This window comes from Nocardia vinacea NBRC 16497, from assembly GCF_000308835.1.
In the GTDB taxonomy this organism is placed as follows: Bacteria; Actinomycetota; Actinomycetes; order Mycobacteriales; family Mycobacteriaceae; genus Nocardia; species Nocardia vinacea.
In genome coordinates this window covers 20318-32859 of record NZ_BAGN01000166.1, presented here as the reverse complement: position 1 = coordinate 32859, position 12542 = coordinate 20318, and the positions used below count along the sequence as shown (strand labels likewise).

The 12542-nt window shown below is 66.6% G+C and carries 11 protein-coding genes; 9 read left to right on the top strand and 2 right to left on the bottom strand.

The window, feature by feature from the left end:
* Positions 1 to 97: 97 nt before the first annotated feature.
* Both ON44_RS22200 and ON44_RS22195 read left to right on the top strand, forming a co-directional pair.
* The gene (locus ON44_RS22200; RefSeq protein ID WP_040693131.1) at positions 98 to 1639 is read left to right on the top strand and encodes a cobyric acid synthase; all 1542 of its coding nucleotides are present in this window, start codon (positions 98 to 100) and stop codon (positions 1637 to 1639) included.
* A gap of 200 nt (positions 1640 to 1839) precedes the next feature.
* Positions 1840 to 2403, top strand: coding sequence for a hypothetical protein (locus ON44_RS22195; RefSeq protein ID WP_051182323.1), 564 nt, complete (start codon positions 1840 to 1842; stop codon positions 2401 to 2403).
* Here ON44_RS22195 and ON44_RS22190 read toward each other — a convergent pair.
* Positions 2383 to 3486: an alpha/beta hydrolase gene (locus ON44_RS22190; RefSeq protein WP_083898061.1), complete on the bottom strand. Its 1104-nt coding sequence runs from the start codon at positions 3484 to 3486 to the stop codon at positions 2383 to 2385. The two genes, ON44_RS22195 and ON44_RS22190, sit on opposite strands and share 21 nt — an antisense overlap.
* 296 nt (positions 3487 to 3782) lie before the next feature.
* On the opposite strand from ON44_RS22190, the gene mqo reads away from it, so the two are divergent.
* From mqo to ON44_RS22160, 6 genes are all read left to right on the top strand, one after another.
* Positions 3783 to 5285, top strand: coding sequence for a malate dehydrogenase (quinone) (gene mqo / locus ON44_RS22185; protein ID WP_040693129.1), 1503 nt, complete (start codon positions 3783 to 3785; stop codon positions 5283 to 5285).
* Between the two features lie 107 nt (positions 5286 to 5392).
* Positions 5393 to 5842: a GNAT family N-acetyltransferase gene (locus ON44_RS22180; RefSeq protein ID WP_040693126.1), complete on the top strand. Its 450-nt coding sequence runs from the start codon at positions 5393 to 5395 to the stop codon at positions 5840 to 5842.
* Between the two features lie 97 nt (positions 5843 to 5939).
* Positions 5940 to 7964, top strand: a complete 2025-nt coding sequence (locus ON44_RS22175; RefSeq protein ID WP_040693148.1) for a magnesium chelatase subunit D family protein — start codon at positions 5940 to 5942, stop codon at positions 7962 to 7964.
* Between the two features lie 57 nt (positions 7965 to 8021).
* A complete protein-coding gene (gene cobO / locus ON44_RS22170; RefSeq protein ID WP_040693122.1) occupies positions 8022 to 8636 on the top strand; it encodes a cob(I)yrinic acid a,c-diamide adenosyltransferase in 615 nt (204 codons plus the stop codon).
* A gap of 31 nt (positions 8637 to 8667) precedes the next feature.
* Complete coding sequence (locus ON44_RS22165; protein ID WP_040693116.1) at positions 8668 to 10296, top strand: cobyrinic acid a,c-diamide synthase CobB; 1629 nt, start codon at positions 8668 to 8670, stop codon at positions 10294 to 10296.
* Positions 10283 to 10693 (top strand): cobalamin biosynthesis protein, encoded by a 411-nt coding sequence (locus ON44_RS22160; RefSeq protein WP_051182322.1) that lies wholly within the window; start codon positions 10283 to 10285, stop codon positions 10691 to 10693. The genes ON44_RS22165 and ON44_RS22160 overlap by 14 nt, the downstream gene beginning before the upstream one ends.
* Positions 10694 to 10699: 6 nt before the next feature.
* Here the strand turns inward: ON44_RS22160 and ON44_RS22155 are convergent, their stop codons facing one another.
* On the bottom strand, positions 10700 to 11914 hold the full coding sequence (locus ON44_RS22155; RefSeq protein WP_051182321.1) for a cytochrome P450 family protein: 1215 nt from the start codon (positions 11912 to 11914) through the stop codon (positions 10700 to 10702).
* A gap of 225 nt (positions 11915 to 12139) precedes the next feature.
* Here ON44_RS22155 and ON44_RS22150 point away from each other — a divergent pair, with 225 nt between their 5' ends.
* Positions 12140 to 12532, top strand: a complete 393-nt coding sequence (locus ON44_RS22150) for a VOC family protein (RefSeq protein WP_040693113.1) — start codon at positions 12140 to 12142, stop codon at positions 12530 to 12532.
* Positions 12533 to 12542: the final 10 nt, after the last annotated feature.

Below are 12542 nucleotides of genomic sequence, written 5' to 3'. Positions count from 1 at the left end.
TGATGCAAGCACGGCACGCGCGCGAGTGCCTGGGGTCGGCTCGTGCGCGGTGCGATGACGGGGATGTGGTGGTCGCACCGTTGACGGAGCCGGCGCATTGAAAGGCGCGCTGCTGATCGCCGGAACAACCTCCGATGCCGGGAAAAGCGTTGTGGTGGCCGGACTTTGCCGCATGCTCGCCCGGCGCGGCGTTCGAGTCGCGCCGTTCAAGGCGCAGAACATGTCCAACAATTCGGTGGTCACCCTCGACGGCGGCGAGATCGGTCGCGCGCAGGCCCTGCAGGCGGCGGCGTGCGGGCTCGAGCCGAGTATCCGGTTCAATCCGGTCCTGCTCAAACCCGGCAGTGACCGACGCTCCCAACTCGTGGTGCGCGGCAAGGCCATCGGCACCGTCGGCGCGGGTGACTATTTCCGGCATCGCCAGGACCTACGCGAAGTCGTTGCCGCCGAACTGGATTCGCTGCGCGCCGAATTCGATGTGGTGATCTGCGAGGGTGCCGGTTCGCCCGCCGAAATCAACCTGCGCGCCACCGATCTGGCGAATATGGGGCTCGCCCAGGCGGCGCGACTGCCGGTGCTCGTGGTCGGCGATATCGACCGCGGCGGCGTGCTCGCGCACCTGTTCGGCACCGTGGCCGTCCTCGAGGCCGAAGACCAGCAACTGATCTCCGGCTTCATCGTCAACAAGTTCCGCGGTGATGTCGAGTTGCTGCGTCCCGGACTCGACCGGCTCACCGAGCTGACCGGACGTCGCGCACTCGGTGTCATTCCCTATACGGACGAGCTGTGGATCGACGCGGAGGATTCACTCGGCACGGTCGCCGACGCGCCGGTCGGACGTCCCGACCCGCCGGTCGGCGCCGAATGGCTCACGGTCGCCGCGATCCGTCTGCCGCGCATCTCCAATTCCACCGATGTCGAAGCGTTGGCCTGTGAGCCCGGTGTCGCGGTGCGTTGGGTCAGCGACCCGTCCCGGCTCGCCGATGCCGATCTGGTGGTGCTGCCGGGCAGTAAGGCGACCGTCTCGGATCTGGAGTGGTTGCGGCGCACAGGAATTGCCGATGCGCTACAGGCCAGGGCCGCATCCGGGCGACCGATCCTCGGCATCTGCGGCGGATATCAGATGCTCGGGAGTCGCATAGTCGACCGGGTCGAATCGGATGCGGGGACGGTCGCGGGTTTGGGGCTGCTCGATCTGGAGATCGAATTCGCCGACCCTAAGGTGCTGCGGCGCAGTACCGGGCGGGGTAACGGAATTCCCGTGCACGGCTATGAGATTCACCATGGTCGCGTCGAGCGCAGCGGTGACCCGGCCTGGCTGGAGCTGGACAGCTCGCCGACAGCAGAGGGCACTGCGCGCGACGCGATCTGGGGCACTCACCTGCACGGCCTGCTGGAATCGGACGAGTTCCGTCGCTCCTGGCTCCGCGAGGTCGCCGGCCACGCAGGGCGGCACGGCTTCGTCGTCGCCGAAAATACTTCGGTAGCGGCGATCCGCTCGTCCCAACTCGACCTGCTCGCCGACCTGATCGAACAGCACCTCGACATCGCCCACATCGAACGCCTGCTCACCGCCGGTGCGCCCACCGATCTGCCGACCATCGTCTCCGGCCTCGGCGTCGGCAGCACGCCTTTTTGATCGGCCAGCACAATCGCCGAATGTTGTGCGTTCCTGACTTGCGTGAACTGACAACGGTCCCGTGCGCAAGGCATCTCGGATTCTCAGCGCTAGGGAGGAATTGCGGACTCAGGCGCTAGTCCGGTCGTTTCCACTACCAGAGCTGCAAGCTCGGCCCTTACGGACCGGGAAGTCGACCCCGAGCGTGTACCGTGTTTCGGGTGAAATCTCGGCGGATCACGGTCGGTGACCGGGCATGGACCGTACGGGTCGACGGCCCGGAATCTCGGCACAGCGTGCTGCTGTTGCCCGATGCCGGTGATCCGGTCGACATCTACGACCAGGTGTGTGCGCGGCTGCACACCTCGGACCTGCGCACCATTGCGGTGGAATCGATAGCGGACCTGGATCCGGCGGGCGTGCACGCCATCCTCGACGAACTCGGCATCCCCTGGGTGAATGTCGCCGGACGGGGTGCGGGTGCGCAGCTGGGCTGGCAGGTCTGCGCGGGTGGTTTCGGCCGGTTCATCAGCCTTGTCGTCGCCGATCGCGGCCATCCCGCGATTCCGGCCGCCGACGGCACCGTCGCGGACCCCACGTGTCGGCCGGTGGAGGTTGCCGCCACGGTGCTGGTCACCAAGAATCTGCCGCGTTCGGTCGCCGATGCCTCCGGACGCTACGTCTACGGCGAATTCCGGGTCGTAGAGATCGATGTCGACAACGTGGCGACCGAGGCCGACCATGAATTGGCCACCGAGATCGTGCTACGCACCAGCCTCTGGTGATCCGGCGTTCTTCCTGTGGAAGGCCGCTAGCCAGTCCAACCAGCTGTCGAGTTCGGCGAAGGCCTTGGCCAGCGGTTCGGCCGAGGACAGGAAGACATCGTGGCGGGCGCCGTCGATCGGGACGATATTGGTTCGATCGCCCAGGCAGCCCGACCAGCGCTGAATCTGTCGGACATCGAGCACCGCATCCGCCACATCGACGGCCGGACCGTACTTGCGCGCGAATTTCGTGATGCGCGAACGCAGAATCAACGCGGGCACGCCGACCGAGAGCCCCCCTTGCAGCTTGGCGTGCCCGTTGCGGATCGCGCGCAGCCAGCCGAGCCGGACCGGGAAGCCCTCCAGCGGCTTCCAATCCAGGTTGTAATCCCACTCACCCGCGACGCTTTGGTGCAGGCTGTCGCCGTAGGAGCTGATCTTGCCGCCGGGTAGCTCGAACATCGACCGGAACCGGCCGACCATCTTGATCACCGGGGTGCCGACGGTCCGGTAGTACGAGGGGCCCTGCAGATCGAACCAGGGGCTGTTGAGCACCAGGCCGACAATGCCCGACTTGGCCGTACCCTTTGCCTTGTCGAGCCGGTCCAGCCAGAGCGGCACGATGAGCCCGCCGGTCGAATGTGCGACCAGGAGCACATTGTCGCCCGCCTCTTCCTGGACGATGCGCAGCGACTCGTTCAGCTCGGCGTCGTAGAGCGCCAGATCGGTGACGTAGTGCGGCGTCTGGCCGTCGCGCAGCGAGCGACCGCACTTGCGCAGATCCAGCGCGTAGAAACGATGCCCGCGTCCGGTGAAGTGTTCGGCGAGATGCTGTTGGAAGAAGTAGTCGGTGAAACCGTGCACGTAGAGCACCGCCGGCTCGGTGGCTGTGTCGTTTCGAGCGACCCGCAAGCGATCGCTAGTCGCGGCACCGGTGTCCGGGGTGTAGCGAACGAGAGTCGCGACGGCCTCGCCCTCGCCATCGGGGTCCGGACCGAGCGGCAGAGTGCGCTGCTCATAGCCCGCACCGAGGACATCGGGCTGCCATCGCTCGGCCGCCGGGGCGGTGATATCGGACACGCTGAGCGAGGCTTCGTTCGTCACAAGGATCAATCTAGCCGTAGTGACTGCTTGCAGGTCACTCGAAAGGGTCAGCGACGTCAGCGCGGTTTCGAAGGTCGAACCCAAGAAGGAATCTATGTCACATTCGGTAGGTTCGTTGTCGGACTTCGAACAGGTGAGGTGCACAATTGGGCTAGGTGAACGGCGGGTAACCTACACCTCGCCGAGTCACGCAGGACTCGCAACAACCACATAGCGCCCGTGCCCAGCAGGCCCACCGTGGGGGTGGGCGTGCGCAGAAGGACAAGGAAGTCGATCTACCCGTGCCGAACGCTGCCATGACTGAAAAGACCGATGTAGTACTCATCGGTGCCGGCATCATGAGTGCCACTCTCGGCGCACTGCTTCGGCAGCTGCAGCCGGAATGGTCGATCTCCCTATTCGAGCGGCTGGACGCGGCCGCCGCCGAGAGCAGCGATCCGTGGAACAACGCGGGCACCGGACACTCCGCACTGTGTGAACTGAACTACAGCCCGCAGAATCCGGACGGCTCGGTCGATATCAGCAAGGCCATCGACATCAACGAGCGCTTCCAGGTCTCGCGCCAGTTCTGGTCCTACGGCGTGGAGAACGGCATCCTCGGCGATCCCTCCGCCTTCATCAACCCCATCCCGCACGTCAGCTTCGTGCACGGCGCGGACAATGTGGACTACCTACGCAAGCGGTACGAGGCGCTGTCGCGGCATCCGCTGTTCTCGACGATGGAATACATCGACAGCCCCGACGAATTCACCAAGCGGCTGCCGCTGATGGCCAGGGGCCGCGACTTCTCCGATCCGATCGCGCTCAACTGGACCGATGAGGGCACCGATATCGACTTCGGTTCGCTCACCAGCGAACTGCTGGCCTACCTCGGCCGCTCCGGCGTCGATCTGGCCTTCGGTCACGAGGTGCGCGACCTCACCAAGCAGTCCGACGGCTCCTGGCTGGTCAAGGTGCGCAACCTGCGTACTCGCCGAACCCGGACGCTGATCAGCAAATTCGTCTTCGTCGGCGCCGGTGGCGGCGCGCTGCCGCTGCTGCAGAAGTCGGGCATCAAGGAGGCCAAGGGTTTCGGCGGCTTCCCGATCAGCGGTCAGTTCATCCGCTGCACCAACCCGGAGCTGATCTACAAGCACAAGGCCAAGGTCTACGGCAAGGCCGCCGTCGGCGCGCCCCCGATGTCGGTGCCGCACTTGGACACTCGCGTCATCAAGGGCCGTCCCGGTCTGCTGTTCGGCCCGTACGCCGGGTGGACGCCGAAGTTCCTCAAGGACGGCAAGAACACCGATCTGTTCAAATCGGTCAAGCCGAACAACATCTTCTCGCTGCTCGGCGTCGGCGTCACCGAACTCGGTCTGACCAAGTACCTGATCAGCGAGCTGCTCAAGTCCGAGGCGGGCAAGGTGGCCACGCTGGAGGAGTTCATTCCGCGCGCGGACGGCCACGACTGGGAGCTGATCACCGCGGGGCAGCGGGTGCAGGTCATCCGGCGCAAGGGCGCGGGCGGTGTGCTCGAGTTCGGCACGGCGGTCATCACCGCCGAAGACGGCACCATTGCGGGTCTGCTCGGCGCGTCACCCGGCGCGTCGACTGGTGTGAGCGCCATGATCGACGTGCTGCAGCGGTGCTTCCCACGCGAGTACGACGACTGGTCGCCGAAGCTGAAGGAAATGGTGCCCTCGCTGGGCGTGAAGCTCTCGGAGAACCAGGCGCTGTTCCAGGAAGTCTGGGATTGGTCGACCAAAACCCTGAACCTGAACGGTGTGTCGGACAACACGCCAAAGCACACCGCGGTGTGAGCGACGTGCTCGGAGGCGGTAGCTTGCGTAACCACGGAGGGCCCCGCGAACATCGCAAATTGGATACAGCGGTCGCGCCGACCGCGTAGTTGTGATAGCAAGACGCGATGATGTCAACGGTTGCACTCAAACGGTCCTGGGCGCTTGATCTCGACACCGCCACCCTGTATCAGCTGTTGAAGCTTCGCGTCGAAGTATTTGTCGTCGAGCAGAAATGCGCGTACCCGGAGCTGGACGGTCTCGACCTGCTGCCGGAGACACGCCATTTCTGGCTCGATGACGAGGGCGAGATCATCTCGACGCTGCGGTTGACCGAGGAGCACGAGAACGGTGTGAAATCGTTCCGCATCGGCCGGGTGTGCACGTCGGTTCCGGCGCGCGGGCACGGTTACACCACCCGGCTGGTGCAGGCTGCGCTCGCCGAGGCGGGTTCGGCGACCGTGCGCTTGAGTGCCCAGACCTACCTGGTCGACTTGTACGCCAAGTTCGGCTTCAAACCCGACGGGGACGAGTTCGAAGAAGACGGCATCATGCATCTGCCCATGCGCAAGGGGTAGCTCCCACGCGGAGGGTGCCGCCCGGCGGGCATTGTGGCGCGAATAGAGTTGGGGCGTGTCATTGCCCCGTACCGAAACCGCGCCGCATGCCTCTTCGCTGACCGGGGCGCGTCCCGGTGCCGATGGTGATGCGGGCTTTCCGTTCTCGGCGGTGGTGGGGCAGGAGCGGTTGCAGCTGGCGCTGATCCTGTGCGCGGTACATCCCGGGATCGGCGGCGTCTTGGTGCGCGGGGAGAAGGGGACCGCGAAATCGACTGTGGTGCGGGCGCTTGCGCAATTGCTGCCGCCCATTGTCGATGAGACGGGTGCGCGGCCCGCTCGGCTGGTCGAGTTGCCGGTGGGAGCCACAGAAGACCGGGTGGTCGGTTCTCTGGATCTGGAGCGGGTGCTGCGCGACGGCGAGCAAGCGTTCCGGCCCGGACTGTTGGCGGCCGCGCATCACGGCGTGCTCTACGTCGACGAGGTGAATCTGCTGCACGACCACCTGGTGGACGTACTGCTCGATGCCGCCGCGATGGGGCGGGTGCATATCGAGCGCGATGGGGTCTCGCATTCGCATCCGGCCCGGTTCGTGCTGGTCGGCACCATGAACCCGGAGGAAGGTGAGCTGCGGCCGCAGCTACTGGACCGGTTCGGGCTCACCGTCGATGTCGCGGCCTCGCGGAATGTTGATATGCGGATGTCGGTGGTGCGGCGTCGGCTGGACTATGAGGCTGACCCGGCCGGATTCGCCGCACGCTATGCCCCGGCCGACCGGGAGGTAGCCGAGCGGATTCTCACCGCCCGTGAGCGGGTCGCGTCCGTCGCGCTCGATGACGTGGAGTTGCGGCGGATCGCCGCGCTGTGTGCGTCGTTCGATGTGGACGGGATGCGGGCCGATCTGGTGGTGGCCAGGACCGCCACCGCGCATGCGGCCTGGCGCGGGGCGGATGCGGTGGCCGAGGCGGATGTGCGGGTTGCGGCCGAGCTGGCATTGCCGCATCGGCGGCGGCGGGATCCGTTCGATGAGCCCGGGATCAGCGAAGAGCAGCTGGACGAGGCGATGCGTGCTGCGGGGGAAGAGGCGGAAAAGTCCAGTGAGCGTGCGGAATTGGAGCAGGACGGGGCTGAGGAATTCGACGACGGCCGTTCGGACGATGGCGGTTCGAGTGGTCCCGCGGATGGTCCAGGTCCAGACGATGATCCGGATGGAGGTCCCGGCAACGGCGGTTCGGGCGCTCCCGGCCCTGACGACGGCGGTCCGGATTCGCCGGGCGGTGGGCAGTCACCGTCCGCGCGTGAGGGTCGTATCGGCACGCCCGCGACATCCGTTGTGACACCGCCGCGTTGGGAGGTGCCCGGCGTCGGTGAGGGCGCCGCAGGTCGCCGTTCGCGCGCACAGACCAGGCAGGGACGCACGGTGCGGTCCACTACCGATACCTCCGGCGGTCTGCATCTGCTCGGCACGGTATTCGCCGCCGCACCGCACCAGCACTCCCGCGGCCGAGCCGACGGACCGTTGAAGCTGGTCGCCGATGATCTGCGCGGTGCGTATCGCGAAGGGCGCGAAGGTAATCTGGTGGTCTTCGTGGTCGATGCCTCCGGATCCATGGCGGCGCGCGACCGTCTCTCCTCGGTTACCGGCGCGGTCGTCGCTCTGCTGCGTGACGCCTACCAGCGGCGGGACAAGGTCGCCGTGATCACCCTGCGTGGCGTGGAAGCCGAACTCGTCCTGCCGCCGACCTCCTCGGTCGATATCGCGGTGCGCCGCCTGTCCGGCCTTCGCACCGGCGGCAAAACCCCGCTCGCCGCAGGGCTTTTGAAGGCACGCGAGGTCGTGCACCGCGAACGTGTCCGCGATCCGCGCCGCCGCCCGATGCTGGTCCTGCTCACCGACGGCCGCGCCACCGGCGGCATCGATCCGGTGCCCCGCGCCCGCGCCGCCGCGAATCTGCTTGCCGCCGAGGCGATCACCTCGATCGTCGTGGACTGCGAACGCGGCATGGTCCGCCTCGGCCTCGCCGCCGACCTGGCCCGCACCCTCCGCGCAGGCTACCTCCGACTAGCCGAACTGACCGGTGACTCGGTCGCCGATGTCGTCCGCGCCGGATCCGGTCGCCCCGGCGCGACACGAGCCGCCTGATCGTGGCGCAACAGGCTGATGTGGCTGTTCTGATCAATGGGCTATCAAGGAGTTTCGATGCCTAAGGGTGTACCGGAGACGGTTCCGGATGACGGGCTGACCACGCGGCAGCGGCGGAATTTGCCGGTGCTCGCGGTGCATACGGGGCCGGGGAAGGGGAAGTCGACGGCCGCGTTCGGGATGGCGTTGCGGGCGTGGAATCAGGGGTTTGATGTAGCGGTATTCCAGTTCGTCAAGAGTGCCAAGTGGAAGGTGGGGGAGGAGGCCGCCTTTCGCACCCTCGGCCGTCTGCACGAGGAGACCGGTGTCGGTGGGGCGGTTGAATGGCACAAGATGGGTGAGGGTTGGTCGTGGACCCGCAAGCAGGGCACCGATGAGGACCATGCCGCCGCCGCACTGGCCGGGTGGCGCGAGATCGCGCGCAGGCTTCAGGCTGAGCAGCACCGCTTCTACGTCCTCGACGAATTCACCTACCCGCTCAAATGGGGCTGGGTCGATGTCGACGAGGTAGTCGAAACTCTGCGCAACCGCCCGGGTAACCAGCATGTGGTCATCACCGGCCGCGATGCGCCCGCAGCCCTTGTGGATGCCGCCGATCTCGTCACCGAAATGACCAAGGTCAAGCACCCCATGGATGCGGGGCGCAAGGGCCAGCGAGGAATTGAATGGTGACCGCACCGGGATCCCGAGAAGGGGCGCGGTTGTGAGTGGGGTTCCGGCGGTAGTGATCGCCGCGCCCGCTTCGGGCAGTGGGAAGACAACGTTGGCGACCGGTCTGATCGGGGCGCTGCGGCGCGCCGGACATCGGGTGGCGCCGTTCAAGGTGGGGCCGGACTATATCGATCCGGGGTATCACGGCCTGGCGGCTGGGCGACCAGGACGCAATCTCGATCCGGTGCTGGTCGGCGCGGAACGTGTTGTTCCGCTGTACCGCCACGGTGCCCACGGGTGCGATCTGGCGGTGGTCGAGGGCGTAATGGGCTTGTTCGACGGCCGTATCGACGAGTACCACGCCGCACCGATCGCCGAGGGTTCCACCGCGCAGGTCGCCGGATTACTCGGCGCCCCAGTGATTTTGGTCGTCGATGCCCGCGGCCACAGTCAGAGCCTCGCCGCTCTCCTGCACGGCTTCGCCACCTTCGACGCTGCGATCAGCTTGGGCGGTGTCATCCTCAACCGCGTCGGCAGTGAACGTCACGACCAGGTGCTGCGTGCCGCCTGTGACCGAGTCGGCCTCCCGGTCCTCGGATCACTACCGCGCATGGCGGAACTCGAGGTCCCCTCGCGCCACCTCGGCCTCATCCCCGCGGTCGAACACGGCCACGCCGCCACCGCCGCCGTCGAAGCAATGACCGACCTCGTCGCCGCCCACGTCGACCTCCCCACCATCGCCCGCCTGGCCCGCTCGACCAGCACCGCCCGAGCCTGGGATCCCGCGACCGCGATCCGTGGATTCGAGGACTCGGTGTACGCGAACAGTGCGGCTGCGGCCAGCGTCGACGAAGCGATCGCCGCAGACGTGACCAGCGCGTTCAGCGGGGCGAGCCGTTCGAAGGCCCAGGCCGGCGCGAGTACTGCCGGTGTCGCTTCTGCGGGCGTCGGCGACAGCGCGCGGGCAGCCGATGTAGTCGCCGAACGCGCGAGTCGTGCGAAGCCGACGGCCGCACAAGGCCCGGTTGTGTCGGGTGTGGTTACGGAGGCCGCGCTCGGTCCTGTGATTGCCATGGCCGGCGGGGCTGCGTTCACGTTCGGGTATGCGGAGCATCGGGAGTTGTTGGAGGCTGCCGGGGCACGGGTTGTGGTCTTCGATCCGCTGCGGGATGAACTTCCCACGGGGACGGCCGGTTTGGTATTGCCCGGTGGGTTTCCCGAGGAGCATGCTGCGGCGTTGGCGGCCAACGATCGGCTGCTGGCGCAGGTCGCCGAGCAGGCCGGGGCGGGCCTTCCGGTGCATGCCGAATGTGCTGGATTGCTGTACCTCAGCCGCTCGCTGGACGGCCATTCGATGGCGGGGGTAGTCGATGCGACAGCGGAATTCGGACCCCGCCTGACCCTCGGCTATCGAGATGCCGTGGCGCTGGCGGATTCCGCCCTATGGCGCGCGGGAGAACGGGTGCGCGGCCACGAATTCCACCGCACCCGCCTGGTTGCCACCGGTGACGACGCCTCTGCCTGGGGCTGGCACACTGCGGGCGAGCGCATCCGCGAGGGCGCCTTGATCCACCGCGTTCACGCCTCTTACCTGCACACCCACCCGGCCGGAAACCCCGGAGCCACAACCCGTTTTGTCGCCGCAGCCGCCCAATACGCCCAAAGCCGTGCCACCATCTGACACCTCGGCGTCCCCAACCGGCGAACCGACCCCGCAAGGCTGGGCCGTCGGTCTCGGGTTCCGGCCGGGCACATCGAGCGAGCGGATTTTGGATGCCCTGCGAGAAGTGCTGGGCGACAAGCCTATTGCCTACCTCGCGACCATCGATCGGCGCGCCGAGGAACTTCGTGGTGTCGCCGCTCATGTGGGCGTCTCGGTCCGCGCCTTTACCGCGGCCGAGCTCGCCCGGGTCGACGTGCCGAATCCCTCGGCACGTACCGATGAGGCGCTCGGCACCGCCAGCGTCGCCGAGGCGGCCGCGCTACTGGCCGCCGACGGTCCGCTCGTTATTCCCAAGCGGACCGTCGACGGAATAGTGATCGCGGCCGCGCTCGCGCCGAAATCACCACTGACGTAACAAGAGTCAGGACACCGTTCCCAGTGCGATCGGCAGGGACAACGGGCCGACAGTGAAGAACGACGGTGAGTAGGGAATATCGTCCGGATCGATGGTGAGCCGCAGGTCAGGCAGCCGCCGGTAGAGCGAGGCGAGGGCGAGTCGACTCTCCAACCGGGCGAGCGGTGCGCCGATGCAGTAGCGCGGCCCGTGTCCGAAGCCGAGGTGTCCGGTCTGTTCGCGGGTGAGATCGAACTGGTTCGCGGTCTCGCCGTACTTCTCCGGATCGACGCCGGTCGCCTGGTAGACCACACCGACCGCATTCCCCTTGGGAATGGCCACACCGGCGATCGTCACATCGGTCAGCGTGAACCGGTAGCTGGTCATCATCACCGAATGGCGGTACCGCAACGTTTCCTCGACCACATCGGCCCAACGGTCTTCGGCCTTGGCCACTGCGAGCTGGTCGGGATTCCGATGCAGTGCGACCACGGCGTGCCCGAGCAGATGCACCGTGGTCTCGTGACCGGCGATCAGCATCAGCCAGAGCACGCCGACCAATTCGTCGGTGGTGAGCTGATCGCCCGCATCGCGGGCCTGCACCAGATCCGAGGTCAGATCGTCGCCGGGTTCCTGCTGCTTGCGCTGCACCAATGCGTGCAGGAAAGCCCCGAGTTCGTTCTGGGTCGCGAACGCCAGCTCCGGCGGGGTGGTGTGCGCCAACAGAGTGGAGGTCCATTTCCGCAGCCGTGGCCGGTCCGCGTCGGGCACGCCGAACAATTCGGCGATGACCGCCATCGGCAGTGCGTCGGTGAAGGTTGGTACCAGATCCACTCCGTCACCTGCGGCGATCACCTCGTCCAACAGACCGTCGATTAGCTCTTGGATGCGGGGTTCCATCGCCTGCACCCGTCGAGGTGTAAATCCCTTCCCGACCAGACCACGCAACCGACGGTGATCCTCACCGTCCTTCGTCGACAGGTGGTCGCCCTGGACGATGGCCCGTAGCGGCCAGTCTTCCGGGATCGATCCGTCGTATAGTGCGGGCCAGTGCTTGGGGTCCCTGGCGAAGGTTTTGTTGTCGCCGGCGAGGATCTCCGCAACGGCGTTGTGCGTCAAGGCCAAATAGGCGGGCACGCCGCCCGGGAATTCCACTTCGACCACGGGCGCGGTCTGCTGCAGCCGGATGCAGGTGTCGAGCGGGCTTTCGTCGGCGGCGGGGAATGCGGGAAGACTTGTCATGATGACCCCTCGGGCGGTGCCGACCCGTTGGCACGGGTATGGACGATCGGTCGCTTACGCAACCAGACAAAGCTTCCGCCGAATCACCTTGTTCAGCAAGATGTTTCGCCGGTGGAGCCGCATGGTGCCAGACATCGGGCGCGCTCGCGGGCATGACAGTTCTCAGCCGCGGGAAGTCCATCGATTCGTGGTCATTCCCGTAGACCGGCGTGGTTTAGTGGGGCGATGGATATCCGAGGCATCGACAATGTGCTGGTTCCGGTCGGTGACCTGGAGGCCGCGGTGTCGTTCTACGGTGGCGTGCTGGGGTTGGCGGTGAAGTTCACACTGCCGGAGCAGGGGATTGCGGTATTCGATGTCGGCGGTGAGGTGGCCGGTGTCATGGCTCGGGTGGATCCGCGGGCGGGTGCAGCCGGATTGTCCGGAATGCGGCTGTGGCTGGAGGTACCGGATGCGGTGGCGGCCGCGGCCGAACTCGAAGGGTTCGGCGTACCGGTGGTCAGCGCACCGTTCGAGGTCGGAACCGGTTGGAGCGTAGAGGTTTCCGATCCGTGGGGGAATGTGATCGGGCTGACCGACTACCGCAAACGTCCCGAGTTGGCGCGGCCGACGAGCTGAATCCGGTGGG